Raw genomic sequence first — 23574 nt, forward strand, 5'->3', positions numbered from 1 at the left:
TTCAGGCATTCCCCCTTCCTTGTTGTTATCATCTACAGACTAATTCATGGCATCGCTTTTTGCCTTAGCGCAGATCAAATTCCGGCGCGCAAATCTCAGTCTACAATGAGATGACAGCGCGCATGCATACTCAGTCCGTCACAGATCAACAAGGAGCTCATGATGACCACTCAGGAAGAACTGAACGCTACGATCCACGAAATGGTTCAGCCCGGCAGGGGAATTCTCGCGGCGGATGAAAGCCACCCGACCATTGCCAAGCGGTTCAATGCGGTTGGTGTGGAGTCCAGCGAAGAAAAACGTCGTGAATACCGCAGCCTGCTGCTGAAAACGCAAGGGTTGGGCGACTACGTCAGTGGCGTCATTCTGTTTGAAGAAACCCTGGGCCAGAAATCAGACGATGGCAGACTGCTCTCCTCAGTTGCCGCCAGCCAGGGCGTTGTTCCGGGCATCAAAGTGGACAAGGGCAAGGGCCCGATGGTGAATGCACCAGGTGATGAGATTACCGAAGGCCTGGACGGACTGGCCAACCGGCTTGAGCAATACAAGGAGCTGGGGGCGCGATTTGCCAAGTGGCGTAACGTTTACCATATCACTGACATCAACCCCAGCCAGGCCGCGATCGAGGCCAATGCCGAGGTTCTCGCGCGCTATGCGGCGATCTGCCAGTCCTGCGGTGTGGTACCGATCGTTGAGCCAGAGGTGCTCATCGATGGCAGCCACACCATTGAACGCAGTGCGAATGTCAACGAAGCCGTTATCAGTGAAGTATTCCGGGCCCTGAGGCGCCACCGGGTTGAACTGGAAACCATGATTCTCAAACCCAGCATGGTTACTCCAGGCAATGCCACCGGCCAGAAGGCCAGCCCGGAGGAAGTTGCCGCGCACACCCTGCGGGTATTTCGCAGGGTGGTTCCGGCAGCGGTTCCCGGGATCAACTTCCTTTCCGGCGGACAGACACCCGAGGAAGCAACGCTGAACCTTAACGCCATGAACAGCGGTACCTCACTGCCATGGGTCCTGAGCTTTTCCTACGGCCGTGCCCTGCAGGAGCCAGCGCAGCAAGCCTGGGCCGGCATATCCTCCAACAGAGATTCTGCCCAGGACGCCCTGCTGAAGCGGGCAAAACTCAACAGCCTGGCAACCCTGGGGCGGTACTCAGCAGATATGGAGGGTTGACCCGAAAGGGGCAGCCTTCAGGCGGCCCGTGAATCGGCAGCGGTTACCGGCTGTTCGAGGCAGGCCAGCATGGGTGCAACCTGGCGGAGCTTCCGAGCTTCCGGCCAGAGTGCCTCGGCCTCGGCAAAGCCCTGGCGTAGGAAGTTGAGCCACTGCTTGATACGACCGGTTACATAGCGGTCTTCGAGCCAGCCTTGCAGAACGGTGGCGTACTCAAGAACCAGCGCCACGGCTTCCGGCCAGGTCATGTCCGGTACTGTTACACTCTTCTGGCTTGCCTTGATCTGCCGCGCCAGATCCGGCCGTGCAATCAGGCCTCGGCCGATCATTACATCGTCACACCCGGACACTTCCCGGCAGCGCCAGTAATCCGCTACGGTCCAGATTTCACCATTGGCAATGACAGGGGCTTTCACCGCTTCCCGGGCACGGGCAATTTCTTCCCAATAGGCCGGCGGCTTGTAGCCATCCACCTTGCTGCGAGCATGGATAACAATTTCTTCGGCGCCGGCAGCTTCCAGTGCCTGGGCACAGGCGACGCCCATGGAACGGTCGTCATAACCGAGGCGCATTTTTGCGGTCACCGGCACTTCCTTCGGCACAGCCTCGCGCACTGCAGCCACAATTGCGTGCATCAGCTCTGGCTCACGCATCAGCACGCAGCCACCTTTGTGTTTGTTCACGGTTTTTGCGGGGCAGCCAAAGTTGATGTCCACCTGGGTTGCCCCCAGTTCCGCCGCTTTTACGCCATGACGGGCCATCTGATAAGGATCTGAGCCGAGGAGTTGAATGGCTACCGGCGTGCCCACTTCAGTCAGCGACTGGTTGTGCAGTTCCGACGCGTACTTATAGAACACTCTTGGCGGAAGCATGCCGTGAGTCACGCGAATGAATTCCGTCACGCACCGGTCAATCCCGCCAACCCTGGTCAGGGTTTCACGGATAGGGGCGTCGACCAGCCCTTCCATCGGGGCGAGGATGATTCGCATGGATGCTCCAGCAAAAAGAGGGACTCGCTCAGGTCAAGCGTGTTCAGAATTCGGGCTGGGCGGATTGTAAGGAATTTGGCGGGGAGTTGGTAGCCAGGAACTATAAAATGGCCATGAAGGGCACCCCGTTACCGGGGTGCCCATTCACTGGCAGGTCTTACTTGACGTCAAAACGGTCAGCGTTCATGACCTTGGTCCAGGCTGCAATGAAGTCGTTCACAAACTTCTCTTCGTTGTCATCCTGGGCATAAACCTCTGCGTAGGCACGCAGTATGGAGTTGGAACCAAACACCAGGTCAACACGGGTCGCGGTGAACTTGGTGTTGCCGTTCTTGCGATCCACAATGTTGTAGGAGTTCTTGCCAGTCGGCTCCCAACCGTTTGCCATGTCAGTGAGGTTTACGAAAAAGTCATTGGTCAGCTGGCCAACGCGATCCGTGAACACACCATGTTTGGTGCCACCGTGATTAGTACCCAGCACACGCATGCCACCGAGCAGGACAGTCATTTCAGGAGCTGACAGACCCATCAGTTGGGCGCGGTCCAGAAGCAACTCTTCCGGCTTGACCACGTAGTCTTTCTTCTGCCAGTTACGGAAGCCATCAGCCAGCGGCTCCAGCGGCTCGAAAGACTCGGCGTCGGTCATCTCGTCCGTTGCATCACCGCGACCTTTGAGGAACGGCACATGCACTTCGTGCCCCGCTGCCTTGGCGGCCATCTCGATACCCAGGTTGCCACCCAGAACGACAACGTCTGCAATGCTGGCACCGGTATCCGCAGAGACCTTCTCGTAGACCTTCAGTACCTTGGCCAGACGATCCGGCTCGTTGCCTTCCCAGTCTTTCTGGGGAGCCAGACGGATGCGGGCACCGTTGGCACCACCGCGCATATCAGAACCGCGGAAGGTACGGGCGCTATCCCAGGCTGTCGATACCAGCTCGCTGATGCCCAGGCCGGCTTCAGCGATTTTTTCCTTGACCACTTCCTCGATGTAATTGGTCTCGCCCTGCGGGCAGGGATCCTGCCAGATCAGATCTTCAGACGGAACGTCCGGACCGATATAGCGGGCTTTGGGCCCCATGTCCCGGTGAGTCAGCTTGAACCAGGCGCGGGCGAAACAGTCCTTGAAGTAGTCCGGATCTGCCATGAACTTCTCGCAGATTGCGCGGTACTTCGGATCCACCTTCATGGCCATATCCGCATCGGTCATCATCGGATTGCGGCGGACAGAAGGATCGGTGGTGTCGACCGGCTTGTCTTCCTCCCTAATATCAATCGGCTCCCACTGGTTCGCACCAGCCGGGCTCTTCTTCAACTCCCATTCATAGCCGAACAGCAGGTCAAAGTATCCCATATCGAATTGGGTCGGGTTGGTAGTCCAGGCACCCTCGAGACCTGAAGTAATGGCGTTGGTTGCTTTGCCATCCAGATTCGGGTTGATCCAGCCAAGCCCCTGCTCATGAACGTCAGCGCCTTCCGGATCCGGGCCAAGAGTCTCAGCATCACCGTTACCGTGGGTCTTACCAACGGTGTGGCCACCAGCAGTCAGAGCGGCGGTTTCTTCGTCGTTCATCGCCATGCGTGCAAAGGTTGTACGAACCTGCTCAGCGGTCTTCTGCGGATCGGGAACGCCATTCACCCCTTCCGGGTTCACATAAATGAGGCCCATCTGGACTGCTGCCAGCGGATTCTCCATGGTATCCGGCTTATCCACATCCTCATAACGGCTATCGGATGGAGCCAGCCACTCTTTTTCCGCACCCCAATAGATGTCGTATTCAGGGTGCCAGATGTCCTCGCGGCCGTAGGAAAAGCCGAAGGTTTTGAATCCAAAGGATTCATATGCAACGTTGCCAGCCAGGATAAACAGATCGGCCCAGCTGATCTTATTGCCGTACTTTTTCTTCAAAGGCCACAGCAAACGACGTGCTTTGTCGAGATTGCCGTTATCAGGGAAGGAATTCAGAGGCGCGAATCTCTGGTTGCCTGTACCTGCGCCACCGCGGCCGTCGGATACACGATAGGTGCCAGCTGCGTGCCATGCCAGACGGATCATCAGGCCGCCATAATGACCCCAGTCCGCAGGCCACCATTGTTGGCTGTTGGTCATCAGCTCGTGCATGTCTTTCTCGAGAGCTTCGTAGTCGAGCTTTTTGACCTCTTCGCGATAGTCAAACTCTTCGCCCATCGGGTTGGTTTTGCTGTCGTGCTGATGCAGGATGTCCAGCTTCAGGTTTTCTGGCCACCAGGACACCACATCGGCCTTCTCCTGCGTGTTCGACCCGTGCATTACCGGGCACTTACCGCCTGAGCTATTGTTCTCTGTCATTTCTCTCTCCTAATTCGATTTGGCAATACGGCACTAATTTTACGATTGCACCACTAACTATAGGTCAAAAAAAGCGCTCTACTCTGAGTATTAGTTATGCCCCAGATAGTGTATGCCTATTGAATTTCCCGCAGATTAACAAAGGGACGTCTCCTGCCTGACGGGAACACTTTCACAGTAACGCGATGTGGAAGGCTTGATACAATTAATTAAAAATAAATTCTTGAAAGGTTTTGCCAATGGCAGGGCAAAAAAGATCAGAGTCGTTCGATGGATGTGAACTTCCCGGCATCGTCGAAAAGAATCCGGAAGCTGCCGCGAATACCATCCTTAAGATAGAAACGAGAGAGAATACGGGCCGGAAAACGGACGGAGCGGCCGTCCCGGGCCGTGGTGCGGACATCAGTAGCAACGCCCTGATAAAGCTTTAGCCACTCATCCGGGCTGATTTCGACGTCCACGATGATCTGATGCATGGCACCTTTGCAGTCGCAGGTTACATAAAACGTCGGTCGGATTACGCTTCGCTAATCCGACCGACGTAAGCTGGCCCTAGTTGGCCAGTTCCAGCAGCAGGCGGTTCAGGCGGCTTACGTACGCGCCCGGATCCTGCAGCTGCTCACCACTTGCCAGTGTGGCCTGGTCCAGCAGGACTGCCGACAGCTCATTGAATCGATCTTCGCCCTGCTCACTTTCCAGGCGCTGTACCAGCGGGTGGTCAACGTTAATCTCGAAAATCGGCTTGCTGTCGGGCACTTTCTGGCCGGCAGCTTCCATGATTTTCTTCATCTGGGCGCCCATGTCAAAGTCCCCGACGACCAGGCAGGCCGGTGAATCTGTCAGGCGATTGGTGACCCTTACGTCCTGAACGCGGTCGCCCAGAGCCGTCTTGATACGCTCCAGCAGGTTCTTGTGCTCCTCGGCTGCCTCTTCCTTGTGCTTCTTGTCTTCCTCGGTTTCCACTTCACCAAGATCCAGATCACCGCGCGCAACGTCCTGGAACTGCTTACCATCATATTCGTTCAGGTAGCCCATCATCCACTCGTCAATCCGGTCGGAGAGGATAAGCACCTCAACACCCTTCTTGCGGAAGACTTCCAGATGGGGACTGCTCTTGGCCGCCATGAAATTGTCAGCAGTAATGTAATAGATCTTGCTCTGGCCTTCCTTCATTCGGCCAATGTACTCGTCCAGCGACACATTCTGGGTTTCTTCGCCAGTGTGAGTGGAAGCAAACCGCAGCAAACCGCCGATCTTCTCGCGGTTACTGAAGTCTTCAGCCGGACCTTCCTTCAGCACAGTACCGAACTCATTCCAGAACTGCTGGTACTGTTCCGGCTCCTTTTTCGCCAGTTTGGAAAGCATGTCCAGAACACGCTTGGTAACGGCGGTTCGAATGCTGTCCACGGTGCTGTCGTTCTGGAGGATCTCACGGGAAACGTTCAGCGACAGATCGTTGGAATCGATGACACCCTTGGTGAAGCGCAGGTACAGCGGCAGGAACTGCTCGGCATCGTCCATGATGAACACGCGCTGCACATAAAGCTTCAGGCCACGGGGCGCTTCCCGGTTGTAAAGATCAAACGGCGCACGGCCGGGGATATACAGCAGGCTGGTGTAATCCAGCTTGCCTTCCACCTTGTTGTGGGACCAGGTCAGCGGATCTTCAAAGTCGTGGGAGATGTGCTTGTAGAATTCCTTGTACTCTTCGTCCTTGATCTCACTGCGGGAAAGAGTCCACAGGGCCGTCGCATCATTGACGGTTTCGTCCTTGCCCTTCTCGCCCTCTTCCTCGGATTCGGACTTCATGACCACCGGGAACGAAATGTGGTCGGAGTACTTCTTCACCAGGTTGCGCAAGCGGAAGCCATCAGCAAACTCCTTGGCGTCATCTTTCAGATGCAGAACGATTGTCGTGCCACGCTCGTTCAGATCCACGTTCTCGATGGTGAACTCACCGTCGCCTTTGGACTCCCAGTGCACTCCCTCTTCCACCGGTGCACCTGCGCGACGGGTAAAGACTTCCACGGCATCCGCCACGATGAAGGATGAATAGAAACCGACGCCAAACTGACCAATCAGCTTGCTGTCTTTTTTCTCGTCACCGGAAAGCTGCTTGAGGAATTCCGCGGTGCCAGAGCGAGCTATGGTGCCCAGGTTCTGGACGACATCATCACGGCCCATGCCGATGCCATTATCCGACAGAGTGACGGTGTTCTTCTCTGCATCGTAATCCAGGCGAATCTTCAGCTCCGGATCATTTTCAAACAGGCTATCGTCTTTCAGAGCGGCAAAACGGAGCTTGTCTTCCGCGTCTGACGCGTTGGAAATCAGCTCCCGAAGAAAAATTTCCTTGTTTGAATACAGGGAATGAATCATCAGGTTAAGCAGCTGCTTAACTTCCGTCTGAAAACCCAGAGTTTCTTTTTGCGATTCAACCGTCATAGCGTTCTTTTCTCCCGAATTTGCATCTGGGCACTGCAAATGTGCCCGGCGTTACTTACAATCTGCGCTCGTTCTTGCACGAAATTTTTAGGTCTGGGCAGGAATTGGGGGCGGGCTCGGGGTTTTCAAGGCCAAAAGTTTCAGCAACTCAGTCTTCCAGAAGAAAGTGGGCCCAGTTCGCGGCCCTGGTTAAGTGTTTCTATAAAACGGCGGACCCGGTCCATTCTCATGGCGTCGTTCATAAAGTCTGGCTCGTCAGATCAGCTTTGAGTTTCTTTGTCGGTTTCCTGCTTTGGCGCAGGCTCCTCGAACACCTTGCCTGAGCGCAGTGCCAACAGTGCGGCTGAACGAAATTCCCGACGGTACAGGACGATCACAACCAGTGTGGAGGCAGCCATGAATACCACCGGATGGATAAACCAGGACACAACAGCCAGGGCGTAATAGTAAGAGCGCAAGCCCAGGTTGAAAGCGTCCCCCGCCATGTTGCAGACCTGACCGGCACTCCTGGCGAATGCCTCCCGCGAGGCGGGGCTGGCCTTGGTGTCAGTTGTCAGAGGCGCGCTACCGATCAGCACTGCCACGAAGTTATACATCCTCATGGACCAGGTGAATTTAAAGAAGGCACCGTTGCGCTCCAGGTTGCCTACCACGGACGCATCGGAAATACGGTTATCCCGCCTCAGCATCACCCGCATCCAGTCTTCCCGGTATAGATCCAGGGTATTGGAAAGGCACGGACGGTCATTGGCCTTGCGCTTGGAGTACTCGGTGTAACCGAGCCAGCAAACCAGAAACCAGACGAGTGCTATCAGCTCCAGGTAAATGCCCATGAGGGGTCCGGATATCGATGAATAGAGAGGATTAACGGGGACCAATGTTAACGTAATGGCAGGGCCACCTCCATACGGAGGGCTCCGTACTGTGGTAACACAGCTTCCGGTGGCGATATGGTATAAACGTAACAGATCTGTAGAAAAGATGACGCAGCCGGCAGGCTCGCCCAGGGAAACCGACCAAGGAGTTTTATCCGTGAATACCCATGCTGGATTTCGATACCTGACCTTTATTATTTTCTTGGTTATTCTTTCCGGGTGTGCTGTCAATCCGGTTACCGGGAAAAAGCAGCTTTCACTGATCCCTGAAAGCCAGGAACTGTCTATCGGAAGTGAACAGTACAAGCCAACCCAGCAGACCCAGGGTGGCCGTTTCTATCTCGACCCGGATCTCAATCAATACGTTCAGGAAGTGGGTCAGAAGCTGGCGAAGGTCAGCGACCGGCCTGACCTCCCCTACGAATTTGTGGTTCTGAACAGCAGCGTGCCAAACGCCTGGGCGTTGCCAGGCGGCAAGATCGCGATCAACCGCGGCCTGCTGACAGAGTTTGACGATGAGGCCCAACTGGCTTCGGTTCTTGGCCATGAGATTGTGCATGCAGCCGCACGCCACAGTGTGCAAAGAATGCAGCAGGGCATGCTGATCAGTGCCGGTGTCGCGGGACTGGGCTTTGCGCTCTCAGATAACGAATGGGCCGGGCTGATCATGGGTGGCGCAGCCATGGGCGCCCAGCTTGCCCTGGCACAGTACAGTCAGGGGGATGAACTTGAGTCGGACCATTACGGAATACGCTACATGAAAGAAGCTGGCTACGACCCACAGGCAGCGGTGGAACTTCAGGAACTCTTCGTGAAACTCTCCGAGGGCCGGGAAACCAGCTTTATCGAAGGCATGTTTGCGACTCACCCGCCGTCACGGAAACGGGTCCGGGAAAACCAGGAACTGGTGGACGAGATTGGCGCTGGCGGATTTCGCGGCCGTGAAGAGTACCAGCAGAAAACTGAGTTTCTGCGCAGCCTGCAGCCCGCCTACGACGCCCACGATGAAGCCATGAAGCTGGCCAGTGACGACAAACTTGATGAGGCACTGGCCAAGGTAAACGAGGCCATCAGGATCGAGCCGGAAGAAGCTGCTTTCTACTCGCTGCGCGGCCGGATCTACAAGGCACAGGACAATCCGGAAAAAGCCGGTGCAGACTTTGACAAGGCTACGTCCCTTTATCCGGAAATGTTTACCTACCAGCTTCACAGCGGCCTCAACGCGCTGGAGCAGAACATGCTCGACAAATCGAAAGAACGGCTGAGCAAGGCCAACGAGACCGTGCCCACTTCCATTGCCTATCTGCGCCTGGGTGACATTGCCGTCAGCCAGAATCGCCGGGACGACGCTATCCAGTATTACAGCACCGCGGCTGAGGCTGAAGGTGAGATCGCGCAGGAGGCAAAACAGAAGCTGGCCCAACTGACGCAGAACTAACGTCACCGTTCGCATTGACTTTTAGAGCAATAACTCTAAAAATCGGGGTATCGAAACAACAATCGGACGATTGCCATGCTCGCGAAACGTATCCAGCCGATGGTCTTCCAGGCCCGCAGGCTTTATGTAGAGCTGATGTTCCAGGTCATGGGGCGCGCGCTTCAGGCCGTCAGCGAAGTTGATGACCAGGTACAGAAGGAAGCCCGGGGCCTGCCCGAAGGCTTCCTGTTTGAAATGATGGTAATGCCAGACGGCTCCCGCCTGATCATAGAACATATTGGCGATGGCCGTTTCCACTACCATGGCGATTCGGCACCACGGCCGGTAAACCTGTCCATCCAGTTCAAGCACATCGCCCATGCCTTCCTGGTGCTTTCGTTTCAGGAAAAGACGTCGGTCGCCTTCGCCAATGACCGCATGCTGGTGGACGGCGATATCAGTTATGCCATTCGAATGACGCGGATCCTGAACCGGCTTGAGACCTTCATCCTGCCCAGACTGGTCGCCGAACGTGCGGTAAAAGAATACCCCTCGAACCTGCACCTGCCCGAGAAACTCCTCAGTGCGGCGCGTATTTACCTCAAGGTAGCAACCAATTTTGTCGAGACGGTGAGAGCATAATGAGCAACCAATACTATGAGTTTTTCTGCCCGGTCAAGGTGATTGCCGGTAAAGCAGCGCTGGAACACATTCCCTATGAGCTCACCGGCCTGGGCGCAAAACGCCCGATGATCGTGACCGACAAGGGCGTGCGCGCCGCCGGACTGCTTGATCCGGTGATTGCGGCCTGCGAGGAAAGCGGGCTGGAAATCATCAGTGTTTATGATGATGTACCGCCGGACTCCTCTACCGGCGTGGTTAAGGATATTGCGGGAATCTATCGCCGGGAAAAGTGTGACTCTCTCATTGCCGTGGGGGGCGGCTCCGCCATCGATACCGCAAAGGCGGTGAATATCCTGGTGTCAGAAGGTGGTGACAACATCGCCGAGTACAGCGGCGCGGGCATTATCAAGCACCCGTTGAAGCCGTTCCTGGTGGTTCCGACCACCGCCGGGACCGGGTCTGAAGTCACCTCGGTTGCGGTGATCACCGATACAGCCAAGTCAGTAAAACTGCCATTTTCGTCCTCGTTCCTGCTGCCCAACGCGGCGGTAATCGACCCGAGAATGACCCTGACACTGCCACCGCACATAACCGCCGCCACAGCCATGGATGCCATGACCCATGCCACCGAAGCCTTCACCTGCATGGCCAAGAACCCGCTGAGTGACGCCTATGCAACGGCGGCGATCAAAAAGGTCAGCACCTCTCTGCTGAAGGTCATGGATAACCCCAAAGACAGCGATAACCGCCTGGAGCTGGCGCAGGCGTCCACCATGGCTGGCATTGCCTTCTCCAATTCCATGGTAGGCCTGGTTCATGCCCTCGGACATGCCACCGGCGCGATCTGTCATCTGCCCCACGGGCTGTGTATGAGCCTGTACCTGCCTTATGTGCTGGAATACAACCTGGAGGCCATCCGTGCGCCGCTGGGCGAACTGCTCCTTTATCTCGAAGGCCCGGAAGTCTATGCCGCCACACCCGCCAGCCGGCGCGCCGAGGCCAGTATCTCTGCACTTCGCAAGTTGCGCGATGAACTGTACAAGCGCTGCAAGCTGCCCCGTACCCTCAAGGAAACCGGAAGTGTCGAAGAGCACCAGCTGGACACCATTGCCGAGCTGGCAATGGACGATGGCTCCATGATGTTCAATCCGAAAGAAGTCACACTGGAGGACGCGCGGGCGGTCCTGAATAAAGCCTGGGCCTGACCTGATGACCCTGATGCCCGGACAGCACCGGGCGTCAGCCGTTTACGGGCTGTGAAAACTGCGACGCTTTGCTACAAAACATTCCATTCAAATCATTGAAAACAACACAGGAAAAAGTGACAATTCCTTCACACTGGCAGGGATGTAGCCGGGTTAATTTTTTGATGAATCCAGAGCCTTGCATCTATGCGCCACGCATCATCCAGCCTGCACCTGCCGATAGCTATCGCCTCACTGACATTCGTACTTTCGTCCCTGTCAGCAACAGGTACACTCGCCGCGGAAAATGCCGCGTCACAGGATTCGGACCGGGTTTTCCGGTTCAACGTCTCTCCCAACGGCTACCCGCCCTATCTGATCAACGAGGAGGGAGAGCAGTCCGGCATCATGTGGGACGTAGTCACCGTGATCGCCGACAGGCTGGACTACGAGGTTGTTCCCGAGAAGATTCCACGAAAGCGCGTTGATCAGATGCTTGCCCAGGGTTACATCGATGCCACGACCCGCGCGAAGGAATGGACGGACAATCCTGATGAGTTCGCTTTTACCGATCCGGTAGTAAATATTGAAGAAGTGCTGTTTGTGCCCGAAGGATCAGACCTGCAATTCGAAACGCCCGAGGACCTTTTTTCGCGCACACTGGTAACCCATCTGGGCTATCACTATCCGGCGCTGGAGACCCATTTCGAATCAGGAAACATCACTCGTTTCGATGTATCCCGTGACAAAGACATGTTCAACTATGTCCTGCATGGCAATGACATGAACGCCGCCGTTGCCGACCGGCTGGTTGGCAGGTGGATTCTGCTGAACGAAGGCATGCAGAACCAGTTCCGCACCACGTCAACGACACTGAGTGAATACGGATTCCGTTTGATGCTCAGAAAAGACTGGGCGAGCTTTGCCGAATCCTTCAACCGCGAACTCGAAGCCATGAGGGAGAGCGGCGAACTGGACAAGATTCTGGCCAAATACCGTTAACCCGCCTGCGCTGCCCCGCTGACTATTCCAGACGCCGGAGCAGCAGCATTGGTGACACACTCAGCACCGGCTTCAGCTGCCAGCGACCAAACAGCGCCAGCACCAGGGCGCTCAGCAGCGGAATTGGCAGAATGGCCTGCCAGTGCCAGCGGAACTCACCTTCAAACATCCTGAACTGGAGAGCCCATACAGCACCTTCCGCGGCCGCAACACCCAGAATCCCGGCAAAGAATCCCAGCAGGGCAAATTCCAGCATGGTGCTTCTCACCAGTAGCGATTGCCTGCCTCCCAGGGTTCGCAACAGGGCGCCTTCCCGTTGCCGATCCTGCATAGTGGCACTGACCACGGCAGCCATCACCACCAGCGCCGCCGCCAGAATCAGCGCCAGTATTGCCTCAATAGCTTGGGTTACCTGGCGCACAATCTCTTGAATACGCTCAATCACGTGATCGATTTCCAGTACCGAAACCGTGGGGAAGTTACGGGAAAAGTCGTTGAGCTCCCCCTTCATATCCCCGGGCAGGAAAAAGGCCGTGATCCAGGTGGCGGGCATATCCTCAAGCCCGCCTCCAGGCGGAAACGCCATGTAGAAATTGGGTTTCATGCTGTCCCACTGAACAGTCCGTATGCTGGTAACCGTTTCGGTCACCTTGTCGGAACCGATGGTAAAGCCAAGCTCATCACCCACGCTGACCCCGAGTTTGCCGGCGAGCTCCGCCTCGATGGATACGCCATCGGTCTGGCCCTCTTCAAACCATTCGCCTGACACAATCTCATTGTCGTCGGGCAATTCATCCATCCAGGTCAGGTTTAACTCGCGGTTGAGGGCTCCAACCCGTTCTTCCTTGGTCACGGCCTCCCTGACGGATTTCCCGTTGAGCTCTGTCAGCCGACCGCGAACCATGGGGTACAACTGCTCCAGTGGATGCCCGCGCTCTGACCAGAATTCATCCACCTCCTCCACCGCCTGGGGTGAGATATTGATCAGGAAGTGGTTGGGAGTATCCTCTGGTAACTGCGCCTGCCAGTCGTCCAGCAGCGACGTTCTGACCAGAATCAGTGTGGCCGCCAGCATCAGCGTCATGGCAAACACGGCAATCTGGGACAGGCTGGCGCGACGATGGCGATACAGCCCGACCAGCGCAAGCCGCCAGGCATTGCCGCCACCACTTATCCTGCGCAGCGTACTTACCATCAGCCACCCCAGAAGAGCGAGTGTACCCAGCAGCAAAGCAAGCCCGCCCAGAAGCGACAGAACCAGTGAAATCTCGCGGGCATACATCCACACCAGGCCGAATATCGCCACCACTGCAATGATCAGATCGGGGATAGCCTCGCGGCCGGATTCACCGGGCTGGCTTCGCAACACCCGCATGGCAGGCACATTGCGCAATCGGCGGATTGGCGGATAGGCAAACGCGAACAGGGACACCAGTGCGGTCAGAAGTGCCGGCGCCAGTGCATTGGGATCGAGCTGGTAATCGATCTGCTGCTCCAGCACATCCCCCAGCACGCTGGAAAGCAGCCAGTACAGTGGCAGTGCAACAAAAAGTCCACCAACAGCGCCAACGATACCCCAGAGAGCCAGCCGGCGGATGTATAACCTGCCAATGCCTTTGCTGCTTACGCCAAGGGTTTTCAGCAAGGCCACCGTATCCCTCTGGGACAGCGCATATTGGCGGCTGGCCACCGCCACTGCAACCGCCGCCAGCATTACTGCGAGGCTGCCACCCAGCAGGAGGAAACGCTCTGCGCGCTCGAGGGACTGGGAGAAGGTTTCACCGTCACGCACCCCTTCCCATTCGTGGCTGGGCTCCAGTTGCGGTTGCAGCCAGCTGTAATAGTCGTCGAGGGCAGGCTCTTCGCCAGCGAAGAGATAGACATACTCCACCCGGCTGCCTTCCTGAATCACCTCGGTGGATTCCACGTCGTCCAGGTGCATCATCACCCTGGGTGCAAGTGACGACATGCGGAACCCGCCATCAGGCTCGCGAACCAGCAGGCCCGAAATGCTCAGCTCGAGGTTGCCCACCTCCAGACTGTCACCAATCTCAAGTTCCAGTAACCGCAACAGGCGCGGGTTTATCCACACCTCTCCGGGCGCAGGCCCATTGGACACCGTTTGCCTGGGTGCGTCCGCGCCCTCCTGGTATTCCACCTGGCCACGCAACGGGTACTCTTTGTTGACCGCCTTGATCGATACCAACTGAAAATTGTCAGCGCCGTAGACCATGGTGGAAAACTCAACCATGCGAGCAGTTTCCAGGCCCCGCTGCTGGGCCTCCTGCATCCAGGCTTCCGGAACCGGGCGGCCATTCTCCGCTTCCAGCTGCCGGTCAGCAGCGAGAAACGAACTGGCTGAGGAAACCAGCGTTCGCTGTAACTGGCTGGCAAACAGCGCAATGGTAGCAACAGTGGCAACTGCGATAATCAGCGCCGAAAGGACAACCCGCACGTCCCTCTCGCGCCAGTCGCGCCTGACTGACATCAGCTTCTTCGATGCAGCCATCAGTTTACCGCTTCCGGCTGTTCAGATGTTGAGGGTTCCGTAAGGATACCCGCCTCGATGTTGAACTGGCGACCACAACGGGCGGCAAGACGCTCGTCGTGAGTCACCATGACCAGCGTGGTGCCCTGCTCACGGTTCAGCGTCATCAACAGATCTGATACATCCGCGCCGGTTCGGTTGTCCAGGTTACCCGTGGGCTCGTCGGCAAACAGGATGGCAGGTTCTGAGGCAAAGGCTCTGGCAATGGCTACACGCTGCTGCTCGCCGCCCGAAAGTTGTCTGGGGGTATGATAAAGCCGCTCACCGAGGCCCACCCGCTGCAACAGCTCCCGTGCTTTTGCGTCCGGGCTGTCGAAACCGCCCAGTTCCAGGGGCAGCATGACATTTTCCAGCGCCGTCAGTGCCGGCAACAGCTGGAATGACTGAAACACGAAACCGACCCGGCGGGACCTGAGTTTTGCCCGCTCGTCTTCACTGAGCTGGCTGATCACGGAGCCGTCGAGTTCAACCGTGCCCTCCGAGGGGGTATCCAGCCCCGCCAAAAGGCCCAGCAAGGTCGTTTTGCCAGAACCCGAGCGCCCGACGATCGCCACGGATTCACCGCGGTTGATTTCCAGACTGACCCCCTGCAAGATCGTCAACGTATCAGTCTCCAGGCTAACCTTGTGGGTCAGATTACTGACTTTCAGCATGGGGCGCCGGCTATCCGGTTTGTGATCACTTAGGTCGTTCACGGGTTCTCCACAACGGTTTTATTGGCAACAGGACCTCTATGCATACGGTATTTTTACGCCTGAGATCAATAGTTTTCCTAGCTTTAATTTGTATCGGACTGCAAGTACAGGCCAGTCAGAGCACACTGATGATATACGGCGACAGTCTCAGCGCAGCCTACGGCGTGCAAACCGAGGAAGCCTGGGTCGCGCTACTCAGGGAGCGCCTCGACAAAGAAGGCCTTGATCAGTGGCAGGTGGTAAACGCCAGTATAAGCGGTGAAACCACCGATGGTGGGCTGCGTCGCCTGCCGGACCTGCTGGATAAAAACCAGCCGGACATTGTCATACTCGAGCTTGGTGGCAACGACGGGCTACGGGGCTTTCCGCCGGACGTTATCCGCAGCAACCTGGCCGGCATGATCGAACAGGTGAATGAGTCTGGCGCCAAAGCATTGCTGGTAGGGATGCAGATACCTCCGAACTATGGCCAACGCTATACTCGTGCCTTCGCGGACATCTACCCGGAGCTGGCCGAGGAGCACGAAACCGAGCTGGTCCCGTTTTTCCTGGACAGCATCTTTGATCAGGAAGGCATGATGCAGGATGATGACATCCACCCGACGGCCGAGGCCCAGGGCCAGTTGCTTGACAACGTCTGGCCGGTACTGGAACCCATGCTGCGACAGTAATTTCCCGGTTTATGCCAAAAGCGCCGCAGCGTGGGCCACGGCCCGACGCTCAGACCAGTAGTAGCCATCCCGGGCATGCTCGACGAAACCCACATGCCCCCCCCAGCGCGGCGATTCCAGCCGAACGTGAGCCCCGAGCTGCGCGCGCGATTCGGGAAAACATTGTCGGGACAGGAAAGGATCATCGGCCGCATTGATAATCAGCGCCGGCACGCGGATGTCTTTCAGTTTCCACAGAGCCGAACAGTTCGCCCAATAATCCTGTGCATCACGGAACCCGTGCAGTGGCGCCGTGTAACGGTCATCGAATTCATGGAAACTGCGAATGTTCTCAAAGCCATTAACGTCGATCAGGTCAGGAAAACGCCGTGCCTTCTCTTCCATCTTGACCTGAAGGTCCCGCAAGAAGCGCCGCATATAGATGCGCCTGCTGGGCAATGCCAGGGTATCGGCGCTACCTGCGAGATCACAGGGCACGGAGTAGGTAATGGCGCCGCAGATGCGGCTGTCCAACTGCTCGGACTTCTGACCCAGGTATAGCAGCGTGAGATTCCCACCCATACTGAAACCGCACAGGAAGGCCGTTTTATACACCTTTCCCAAGCCATGGGTAACCACCCGGTCCAGGTCACCTGTCGCGCCACTATGGTAAAAGCGGGGCTGACGATTCATCACCCCGCCACAGGAGCGAAAATTCCAGGACAGCACATCCCAGCCTTCATTCAGCAGTGCGCGGGCCAACCCTTGCATATAGGGGCGCTGACTGTGCCCTTCCAGGCCATGGGACAACACCGCCAGTCGGTCGCTACCCTGGCGATACCAGTCAAGGTGTAATTCATCATCGTCATCGGTAGAAAGCACTTCCCGTTCTGGCTCCATAATGGTCACCTTGCGGAACAGTGTCGGCCATATCGACTGTATATGGCCGTTGCGCAGCCACAGCGGTGGTTTGTAATCCATCAACGGGTAGTGCAAAATTTAACCTTTCAATTCATGGGGTTGACGGCACCGGGGAAAGCCCCTATTATGCGCGCCATTCCGACTTTGTTCCCCGATAGCTCAGTTGGTAGAGCAACGGACTGTTAATCCGTTTGTCGCTGGTTCGAGCCCAGCTCGGGGAGCCACTTACAGCACTTCCCCCCGCTGCATGAATTCCCGCAGAACCCCGAACAACGTCACGCTGTCCCCGGTTCCAGCCATCTCCCGAATGGAATGCATGCCAAACTGCGGCACGCCGATATCCAGCGTTGTCACGCCCAGATTTCCGGCGGTCAATGGACCGATCGTACTGCCACATCCCATGTCGCTGCGTACCACGAAGGTCTGGTATGGCAGATCCAGTTCATCGCTGATATGACGGTACACGGCTGCGGAACGACTGTTGGTGGCATAACGCTGGTTATGGTTGACCTTGATCACCGGGCCCCGGTTCAGGATGGGGCCGTGATTCTCATCGTGTCGGTCCATGTAATTGGGGTGAATGCCGTGGGCGTTGTCTGCCGAAATCATCATCGAGCGGGCAATGGCACGCGCCCTGCCCTTGCCACACCAACGGTCCAGAACCGTCGACAGGAATGGCCCCTGGGCGCCTTCTGCGGACATGCTGCCGACTTCCTCGTGGTCGTTGCATACCAGCAATGCAGGTTCGTTCCCCGACGACTCGATCAGCGCCTGCAATCCGATGTAGCAGCTCAACAGGTTGTCCAGCCTTGCCGAGGCGATGAAATCATCCCGCAGCCCCACGATTGACGCAGGCTGGGCATCGTAGAAGCCCAGTTCATAGCCCAGGATCTTGCGAACACTGATACCTGGCTGCTGATCAACCAGCTGTTCAGTGAGCAGGTCCGCGAAGCTGGTCGTGTCGTCCTCGGGTACCTGCATCAGTACGGGAGGCAGGTCCGTTTGCGGATTCACAGTACGATTGCTGTTGGCCTCCCGGTCAAGGTGAATAGCCAGGCTGGGAATGTAGGCCACGGCCTTGCGGAAATCGACCAGTGTGTCCTTTACGTGGCCCGACTGATCGACGTAGGTGACCCGGCCAGCCAGTGACAGGTCCCGGTCGAACCAGGGATTCAGCAAAACGCCGCCGTAAACCTCTACGCCCAACTGGAAAAAGCCCTTGCGGCGCAGTTCCGGGTTCGGCTTTACCTTCAGGCAAGGGCTGTCTGTGTGGGCACCCACCATGCGTATGCCCGCCTCGGCCACATCGCGCCTACCGGCGCGGAAGGCGATGATGGAGGAACCATTACGAATGGCGTAATAGCCCTGACCGGCCTGCAGGTTCCAGTCCTCTCTCTCATCGAGTGCTTGGAACCCGGCCTCATCCAGCCGCTGTTTCATGCTAGCGACAGCGTGCCAGGGGGTGGGTGAAGCATTCAGAAATTCGAGCAGATCGTTGTTAAATTCAGCGTGTTCCATGGTGTCCCTGATAAACTGATAATTGCGGCGCCAGTATGGCATGATGACGCCGGACGTCATATCCGTACAAAACGGCTGCCAGTGCGCAGCCCGGTTAACCGGAGAGTGTACCTTGCCCGCACCACGTTTTCTCGATATCGAATACTGCCAGACCGACGACGTTCTGTTTCCCGTAGCCATGGCCTGGTCACTGGAAGACGGACAGATGAAAACCGTCGTGATCGCTCCGGCCGACGAATGGATACCGGAAGACGCCGACCTGGGCGACATCGACCTGCTCTACCTGGAAGAACAGGGCGTTCCGCTGATTGAGCTGGCACAGGAACTTCATCAGGACCTGCCCGACCAGACCGTCTACGTGGACGGCATGGACCCGGATGAAATCCTTGTGGACCTTATTTTCACCGCTGTCAGCATGGACGCGCCCTTCGAGATCGCCGGCGTGGAAGAACTCATTACCACCATGCCCCGGGAAGACCTGGACGATCGTCGCCGGCAACTGCTTTCCGACGAGGGCCTCGAACCCCAACTGCCGGAGAACGGTGTTTATGCGCTGCTGCTGATTGCCCGGGAAGAGGGCCTGATCGAGTAGCGCCCAGAATAAACAGCCCCGCGAAGGCATGACCCATGCCGGGGTGCTGACAACCGCCCTCGACGTGGAAATTCGCGCTGGCGCCGGCACCACAAACAGCGAGTTCGACAACGAGCTGGAGCTGGACATCGAGTACTTCGCCAGCTGGTACATCGGCGTGTATTATCCCATTACTGACTACGCCAACGCTTATGCCCATTTCGGATTTTCCCGCTAGATATGAGTTCTGATATGCCAGCAGCGGTGAATCCGCGTATTGCGCTGGAAATCCCGGTCAAGCGTGTCTCTGGTTACCTCTTCAATGGCAAACTCTTCTTCCAGGCTCTCATCCAGCTTGAAGCGTCTGAAGTTGGTGGAGAAAATCAACAGCCCCTCGGAGGTTAGCCGCTGCATCGCCTGCCGGATAAGCCGGCCGTGATCTTTCTGGATATCCAGTACCCCGGCCATGCGGGCTGAATTGGAGAAGGTGGGCGGGTCCATGAAGATCAGATCAAACCGCTGGTCACTGGTTGGTTTGGCTGCCAGCCATGCCAGACAATCCACCTGCTCCACCCGGTGGTGGGAGGCATCGGCGCGGTTGAGGGCCAGATTCTCCTGGGCCCAGTTCACATAGGTCCTCGACATGTCCAGGCTCAGTGAACGGGTCGCTCCGCCCACTGCCGCATGAACCGTGGCAGCGCCGGTGTAACAGAACAGATTCAGAAACCGTTTGCCCGCTGCATTCTGCTGAATCCAGTGCCGCACCGGCCGGTGATCCAGGAACAACCCCGTATCCAGGTAGTCCCTGAGGTTCACCTTGAGCACGCAACCATGCTCATGGACGTTGAAGAACTCGCCGCTGACGGCCTGTTTCTCATACTGGCTGGTGCCCGCCTGCCGCTGGCGCTGCTTGCAGATAATCGTCTCCCGCTCCACGCCTATCGCCTCGGGAATCACTGCCAGTGCCTCGGCCAGCCGCTCCCGCGCAGAACGCTCGTCCACGGACTTGGGAGCCGCATATTCCTGGATGTGAACGCGCCCCTCGTAAATATCGATGGCGAGGGCGAACTCCGGCATATCCGCATCGTACAGGCGGTAGCAACCAATGCCCTGTTTGCGGGCCCACTGGCCAACTGTCTTCAGATTTTTCTTCAGCCGGTTGCGCAACATGGCGGCACGCTCTTCATTGGCTATCCGAGGCGCAACCTCGCCGGGTACGTCGGGCTCCCGGGGCGTCATGGAACTGACGTCATCCACGTTGAACAGCAACAATTGTGCAGGCAACTTACCGTTATAGAGGCGATACTGCTTGTAACTACGCAAACCAATGGATTTGCCATATTCAGGCGCGCCGGTAAAAACGCCCAGCCGCCAGCCAGGTAAGGCACCCTTGACCGCCTCACCGAGGTGACGATACAGACTGCCAAGTTCCTTGCGCTCGCTCAGGCGCTCACCATAAGGCGGATTGACCAACACCAGGCCATTGCTGGCCCAGTGCTGGCCTCGGCTGAATTCGTTGATGGCACGCTGCTCAACGGTCACGATGCTCTCGAGCCCGGCGCGCTGCAGGTTATTCCTGGCGGTCTGGATTACACCCCTGTCCTGGTCAAAACCGAGGAACAAGGGCATCCGGCCATCCACGCCCTGCTTACCTTCGTAAGCACGCTTCTCGGCCTCCTGGCGAAGCGCCAGCCACATGTCAGGCTGATGCCCCGGCCAGCGCTCAAACCCGAAGCGCTCGCGCTTGCGGCCCGGTGCCAGGTCCAGGGCCATCATGGCCGCTTCAATCACCAGGGTGCCGGAACCACACATGGGATCGATGAAATCACCACCTGTCTTCGCTATCTCTGGCCAGCCACACCTTGTCAGCAAGGCTGCCGCCAGGTTTTCCTTCAACGGCGCTGCGCCCTTTTCTGTGCGATAGCCCCGCTTGTGAAGGCTGTCACCGCTCAGGTCAATACCCACTGACAGTGTGCCGCGGTTCAGGCGAGCAGACACGGTAACGTCCGGATTTTTCGCATCCACCGAAGGCCGTTGGCCGCTGGCGCTGCGCAAACGGTCCACAATACCGTCCTTGACCCGCTGGGCACCGAACTGGGTGTTGCGAATGGCCTCGTTCTGGCCCACAAAGTTGACGCGGAAACTGCCGTTGACCGGAATATGCTGTTGCCAATCCAGATCGGTAACACCGCCAAGCATCTGGTCGCCAGAGGTGGCATCCACGTCTGCAAGATGAAGAATGACCCGATTTGCCAGCCTCGACCACAGGCAGGCACGATAGCCGCTCTCAAGAGTACCATTGGTCCAGACGCCTGCCGGGGCATTGCGGACCGGGTCCATGCCGAAGGTCTGCAGTTCGTCCTCAAGCAGATACTCCAGGCCCTTCGGGCAGGTTACGAAAAAGTTAAGGTCTGACAAGTGCGACTCCTGAGTCGTTTCTTTTGTAGCTGGGGCCGGTGGTTAAGCACGGCTTCCCGGTTTTCACGGATTTGTTATGTCACAGAACTATAAGAGAAGCTTCATCTAGATGAAATAATTAGTGTACAAGGGCGCTGGCTTAGTCTTACCTTGTAAGTGACGCGTCGTTCCGGGGAGCCGAAAAAAAGGCTCTCTGTTAACAGGATCCTGACTGCTCTGGCCACACCTGACAATAGTGGGTTACCCCGGAAGGGTTGCTCCGAGTCTCGGCCACTGCAGATGTGTACACGCTTGTTCTGTTAATCCATTAGTGAGGAACGGCATGAAAAGACAGAAAAGAGATATGTACGCTCGTGCATTCAAACGGGGTTATCTGGCCGGCGTGTCCGGTAAAGCAAAAGACAGCTGCCCGTTGGAACAACCGGAAGTTCGCCAGGAATGGCTGAACGGGTGGCGAGAAGGCCGCACAGATCAATGGGAGGGCATGACCGGCGTTTCCGGTATCCACAAGCTGGCGAACGTTACGGCATGACGACGTTTACCAGAGCCCCGAATCTTTAATCTGATCTTTTGATAATACACAATTTGACGCAGTACTCAGAGCAACCCAAACGGGTCCTCCCGACCCGTACCATGTGATGAAACGCCACGGGGTTCATTCCCCGCACGGGCCCGCTAAGCGGGCCCACTTTAGTTCCGGCACTGCACTTACGGAGTTCTCACCCTAGCCGTCGAATGGCCTCCACCGACTCCCTGATCAGCGCTGGCCCGCGGTAGATAAATCCTGTGTACACCTGCACCAGCTTTGCCCCGGCACGAATCTTTTCTGCTGCGCTGTTGCCATCGGTTATGCCCCCTACCCCGATGATCGGCAGCGACTCACCCAGTTCTGCATAAAGTGCCTGAATCACCCGGGTTGAAGGCTCCCGCACCGGCGCCCCGCTCAATCCACCCGCCTCTTCGGCATGCCGGTGCCCGGCAACGGCGTCGCGGCTGATGGTTGTATTCGTTGCAATGACTCCATCGAGCCCCGACTCCTTCAATGCAGCCGCAACAAACCGAATACCGGCATCGTCAATGTCCGGGGCGATTTTCACCGCCAGCGGCACATAGCGACCGTGTTCTTTTTCACAACGGGCCTGTTCGTCCTTGATCGCGTGCATAAGGCTTTTCAATGAGTCGCCAAACTGGAGATCCCTCAATCCCGGCGTATTGGGTGACGAGACATTAACGGTAATGTAGTCAGCTCGGGAATATACGGCCTCGATACCTTTACGATAATCCGATTCGGATTCCTCATTGGGCGTCATTTTGTTCTTGCCCACATTGATGCCAAGAACGCCGGAGTAATGACGCCTGTCCACCCGGTCCAACAGGTGCTCAAGGCCGTGGTTATTGAAACCCATCCTGTTGATAATCGCCTGGTGCTCTGAAAGCCTGAACATGCGCGGCTTTGGGTTACCTGGCTGCGCAAGCGGAGTAACCGTGCCAACCTCGATGAACCCGAAGCCCAGAGCTCCGAGCGCATCCAGATGATCTGCATTTTTGTCCAGGCCTGCTGCAAGGCCAACAGGGTTGGGAAAATCCAGCCCCATTACCCGCACGGGCAAGGATTGCGGCTGGGCAACGAAGGCTTTCAGCATCCCGAACTTTCCAGCGATGTCCAGGCCGGACAAGGTCAGATTATGGGCGGTTTCCGGTGGCAACCGGAACAGCAATTCGCGCATAATGCCATACATACAGAATCTCCCTGATCGAGAATGACGCGGAGTATACCGGAACTTTTCCACAGCATCGCCATACTGCACTTATATGACAGCTAAATGTCTGTAGCGTTAAGGTGTTGTGACCTTTTCCACGGAATCTGTGGATAACCCTGTTGAAAATTGCGGGGCAACGCCGTCGAACCCTTGATATCCGCGCCAGCCTACAGATTGGTTAATTTTTAACCAGTTTATTTTATTTTTATTTTCAATAATTTACAGTTATTTTTATCTCGGGGGAGGCGCAGGCGACACCTGATGTTACGTTGAGGTCAAGTTACGACGATGTGCATAAATTATCCAGGCTTTCGCTATCTGGCAGCACACAGAACTTGCCAATAATATCGTTATGCCGGCTTTCTGAGCCACTGGAGCAAAATAATGAAGGACCATCAGAGCCCATCCGCAAAACACAAGGAAAACCTGCCTGAAGAACGCAGGGCGGC

The 23574-nt window shown here is 56.8% G+C and carries 20 protein-coding genes and 1 tRNA gene; 10 read left to right on the forward strand and 11 right to left on the reverse strand.

The window, feature by feature from the left end; genetic code table 11:
• Positions 1–162 precede the first annotated feature (162 nt).
• Entirely contained in the window at positions 163–1179 is a 1017-nt protein-coding gene (locus ACESMB_RS07015; RefSeq protein ID WP_372971203.1) for a class I fructose-bisphosphate aldolase, read from the forward strand.
• A 17-nt stretch (positions 1180–1196) separates the two neighbouring features.
• Here ACESMB_RS07015 and ACESMB_RS07020 read toward each other — a convergent pair whose 3' ends face one another.
• The 5 genes from ACESMB_RS07020 to ACESMB_RS07040 all read right to left on the reverse strand — a co-directional run bounded on the left by ACESMB_RS07020 (position 1197) and on the right by ACESMB_RS07040 (position 7775).
• Entirely contained in the window at positions 1197–2168 is a 972-nt protein-coding gene (locus ACESMB_RS07020; RefSeq protein ID WP_372925397.1) for a tRNA dihydrouridine synthase, read from the reverse strand.
• Between the two features lie 157 nt (positions 2169–2325).
• Positions 2326–4497, reverse strand: a complete 2172-nt coding sequence (gene katG / locus ACESMB_RS07025) for a catalase/peroxidase HPI (protein ID WP_372925398.1) — start codon at positions 4495–4497, stop codon at positions 2326–2328.
• A 257-nt stretch (positions 4498–4754) separates the two neighbouring features.
• Positions 4755–4973, reverse strand: coding sequence for a DUF2835 domain-containing protein (locus ACESMB_RS07030; protein WP_372925399.1), 219 nt, complete (start codon positions 4971–4973; stop codon positions 4755–4757).
• Positions 4974–5049: 76 nt separating this feature from the next.
• Positions 5050–6942, reverse strand: coding sequence for a molecular chaperone HtpG (htpG, locus tag ACESMB_RS07035; protein ID WP_372971195.1), 1893 nt, complete (start codon positions 6940–6942; stop codon positions 5050–5052).
• A gap of 260 nt (positions 6943–7202) precedes the next feature.
• A complete protein-coding gene (locus ACESMB_RS07040; protein ID WP_372971196.1) occupies positions 7203–7775 on the reverse strand; it encodes a DUF599 domain-containing protein in 573 nt (190 codons plus the stop codon).
• Between the two features lie 199 nt (positions 7776–7974).
• Between ACESMB_RS07040 and ACESMB_RS07045 the strand changes: the two genes are divergently transcribed.
• The 4 genes from ACESMB_RS07045 to ACESMB_RS07060 all read left to right on the forward strand — a co-directional run bounded on the left by ACESMB_RS07045 (position 7975) and on the right by ACESMB_RS07060 (position 12044).
• On the forward strand, positions 7975–9255 hold the full coding sequence (locus tag ACESMB_RS07045; protein WP_372925403.1) for a M48 family metalloprotease: 1281 nt from the start codon (positions 7975–7977) through the stop codon (positions 9253–9255).
• 75 nt (positions 9256–9330) lie between these two features.
• The gene (locus ACESMB_RS07050) at positions 9331–9876 is read left to right on the forward strand and encodes a hypothetical protein (protein ID WP_372925404.1); all 546 of its coding nucleotides are present in this window, start codon (positions 9331–9333) and stop codon (positions 9874–9876) included.
• Positions 9876–11063 (forward strand): iron-containing alcohol dehydrogenase, encoded by a 1188-nt coding sequence (locus ACESMB_RS07055; RefSeq protein WP_372925405.1) that lies wholly within the window; start codon positions 9876–9878, stop codon positions 11061–11063. Before ACESMB_RS07050 ends, ACESMB_RS07055 begins: the two co-directional genes overlap by 1 nt.
• Before the next feature lie 186 nt (positions 11064–11249).
• Entirely contained in the window at positions 11250–12044 is a 795-nt protein-coding gene (locus ACESMB_RS07060) for a substrate-binding periplasmic protein (RefSeq protein WP_372971197.1), read from the forward strand.
• A 22-nt stretch (positions 12045–12066) separates the two neighbouring features.
• Here the strand turns inward: ACESMB_RS07060 and ACESMB_RS07065 are convergent, their stop codons facing one another.
• Positions 12067–14553 carry an ABC transporter permease gene (locus ACESMB_RS07065; RefSeq protein WP_372971198.1) on the reverse strand — a complete coding sequence of 829 codons (2487 nt, stop codon included), beginning with the start codon at positions 14551–14553 and terminating at the stop codon, positions 12067–12069.
• Positions 14553–15245: an ABC transporter ATP-binding protein gene (locus tag ACESMB_RS07070; protein WP_372925432.1), complete on the reverse strand. Its 693-nt coding sequence runs from the start codon at positions 15243–15245 to the stop codon at positions 14553–14555. Before ACESMB_RS07070 ends, ACESMB_RS07065 begins: the two co-directional genes overlap by 1 nt.
• An 80-nt stretch (positions 15246–15325) precedes the next feature.
• Between ACESMB_RS07070 and ACESMB_RS07075 the strand changes: the two genes are divergently transcribed.
• A complete protein-coding gene (locus ACESMB_RS07075; protein WP_372971199.1) occupies positions 15326–15958 on the forward strand; it encodes an arylesterase in 633 nt (210 codons plus the stop codon).
• Positions 15959–15967: 9 nt separating this feature from the next.
• On the opposite strand, the gene ACESMB_RS07080 is transcribed toward ACESMB_RS07075, so the two are convergent.
• Complete coding sequence (locus ACESMB_RS07080; RefSeq protein WP_372971200.1) at positions 15968–16918, reverse strand: YheT family hydrolase; 951 nt, start codon at positions 16916–16918, stop codon at positions 15968–15970.
• 88 nt (positions 16919–17006) lie between these two features.
• On the opposite strand from ACESMB_RS07080, the gene ACESMB_RS07085 reads away from it, so the two are divergent.
• Positions 17007–17082: transfer RNA gene (locus ACESMB_RS07085), tRNA-Asn, on the forward strand.
• 1 nt (position 17083) lies between these two features.
• Here the strand turns inward: ACESMB_RS07085 and ACESMB_RS07090 are convergent.
• Positions 17084–18376 carry a M18 family aminopeptidase gene (locus tag ACESMB_RS07090; RefSeq protein ID WP_372925433.1) on the reverse strand — a complete coding sequence of 431 codons (1293 nt, stop codon included), beginning with the start codon at positions 18374–18376 and terminating at the stop codon, positions 17084–17086.
• A 112-nt stretch (positions 18377–18488) separates the two neighbouring features.
• Between ACESMB_RS07090 and ACESMB_RS07095 the strand changes: the two genes are divergently transcribed.
• Together ACESMB_RS07095 and ACESMB_RS07100 are read left to right on the forward strand one after the other, a co-directional pair.
• A complete protein-coding gene (locus ACESMB_RS07095; protein WP_372925410.1) occupies positions 18489–18968 on the forward strand; it encodes a hypothetical protein in 480 nt (159 codons plus the stop codon).
• 28 nt (positions 18969–18996) lie between these two features.
• Complete coding sequence (locus tag ACESMB_RS07100) at positions 18997–19185, forward strand: hypothetical protein (protein WP_372971201.1); 189 nt, start codon at positions 18997–18999, stop codon at positions 19183–19185.
• On the opposite strand, the gene rlmKL is transcribed toward ACESMB_RS07100, so the two are convergent.
• Complete coding sequence (gene rlmKL, locus ACESMB_RS07105) at positions 19182–21365, reverse strand: bifunctional 23S rRNA (guanine(2069)-N(7))-methyltransferase RlmK/23S rRNA (guanine(2445)-N(2))-methyltransferase RlmL (RefSeq protein WP_372925412.1); 2184 nt, start codon at positions 21363–21365, stop codon at positions 19182–19184. The two genes, ACESMB_RS07100 and rlmKL, sit on opposite strands and share 4 nt — an antisense overlap.
• A gap of 322 nt (positions 21366–21687) precedes the next feature.
• On the opposite strand from rlmKL, the gene rmf reads away from it, so the two are divergent.
• A complete protein-coding gene (gene rmf / locus ACESMB_RS07110) occupies positions 21688–21897 on the forward strand; it encodes a ribosome modulation factor (RefSeq protein ID WP_027831734.1) in 210 nt (69 codons plus the stop codon).
• A gap of 187 nt (positions 21898–22084) precedes the next feature.
• Here rmf and ACESMB_RS07115 read toward each other — a convergent pair whose 3' ends face one another.
• The gene (locus tag ACESMB_RS07115) at positions 22085–23104 is read right to left on the reverse strand and encodes a quinone-dependent dihydroorotate dehydrogenase (RefSeq protein WP_372971202.1); all 1020 of its coding nucleotides are present in this window, start codon (positions 23102–23104) and stop codon (positions 22085–22087) included.
• Positions 23105–23574 lie beyond the last annotated feature (470 nt).

Origin of the sequence: Marinobacter sp. (assembly GCF_041686475.1) — a bacterium.
Lineage (GTDB): Bacteria > Pseudomonadota > Gammaproteobacteria > Pseudomonadales > Oleiphilaceae > Marinobacter.

What these genes read in the sequence shown, in the direction of transcription:
- ACESMB_RS07015 (WP_372971203.1), top strand. Translation starts at nt 163, where the DNA reads ATGACCACTCAGGAAGAACTGAACGCTACGATCCACGAAATGGTTCAG.
- ACESMB_RS07020 (WP_372925397.1), bottom strand. Translation starts at nt 2,168, where the DNA reads ATGCGAATCATCCTCGCCCCGATGGAAGGGCTGGTCGACGCCCCTATC.
- katG (WP_372925398.1), bottom strand. Translation starts at nt 4,497, where the DNA reads ATGACAGAGAACAATAGCTCAGGCGGTAAGTGCCCGGTAATGCACGGG.
- ACESMB_RS07030 (WP_372925399.1), bottom strand. Translation starts at nt 4,973, where the DNA reads ATGCATCAGATCATCGTGGACGTCGAAATCAGCCCGGATGAGTGGCTA.
- htpG (WP_372971195.1), bottom strand. Translation starts at nt 6,942, where the DNA reads ATGACGGTTGAATCGCAAAAAGAAACTCTGGGTTTTCAGACGGAAGTT.
- ACESMB_RS07040 (WP_372971196.1), bottom strand. Translation starts at nt 7,775, where the DNA reads ATGGGCATTTACCTGGAGCTGATAGCACTCGTCTGGTTTCTGGTTTGC.
- ACESMB_RS07050 (WP_372925404.1), top strand. Translation starts at nt 9,331, where the DNA reads ATGCTCGCGAAACGTATCCAGCCGATGGTCTTCCAGGCCCGCAGGCTT.
- ACESMB_RS07055 (WP_372925405.1), top strand. Translation starts at nt 9,876, where the DNA reads ATGAGCAACCAATACTATGAGTTTTTCTGCCCGGTCAAGGTGATTGCC.
- ACESMB_RS07060 (WP_372971197.1), top strand. Translation starts at nt 11,250, where the DNA reads ATGCGCCACGCATCATCCAGCCTGCACCTGCCGATAGCTATCGCCTCA.
- ACESMB_RS07065 (WP_372971198.1), bottom strand. Translation starts at nt 14,553, where the DNA reads ATGGCTGCATCGAAGAAGCTGATGTCAGTCAGGCGCGACTGGCGCGAG.
- ACESMB_RS07070 (WP_372925432.1), bottom strand. Translation starts at nt 15,245, where the DNA reads ATGCTGAAAGTCAGTAATCTGACCCACAAGGTTAGCCTGGAGACTGAT.
- ACESMB_RS07075 (WP_372971199.1), top strand. Translation starts at nt 15,326, where the DNA reads ATGCATACGGTATTTTTACGCCTGAGATCAATAGTTTTCCTAGCTTTA.
- ACESMB_RS07080 (WP_372971200.1), bottom strand. Translation starts at nt 16,918, where the DNA reads ATGGATTACAAACCACCGCTGTGGCTGCGCAACGGCCATATACAGTCG.
- ACESMB_RS07090 (WP_372925433.1), bottom strand. Translation starts at nt 18,376, where the DNA reads ATGGAACACGCTGAATTTAACAACGATCTGCTCGAATTTCTGAATGCT.
- ACESMB_RS07100 (WP_372971201.1), top strand. Translation starts at nt 18,997, where the DNA reads ATGACCCATGCCGGGGTGCTGACAACCGCCCTCGACGTGGAAATTCGC.
- rmf (WP_027831734.1), top strand. Translation starts at nt 21,688, where the DNA reads ATGAAAAGACAGAAAAGAGATATGTACGCTCGTGCATTCAAACGGGGT.
- ACESMB_RS07115 (WP_372971202.1), bottom strand. Translation starts at nt 23,104, where the DNA reads ATGTATGGCATTATGCGCGAATTGCTGTTCCGGTTGCCACCGGAAACC.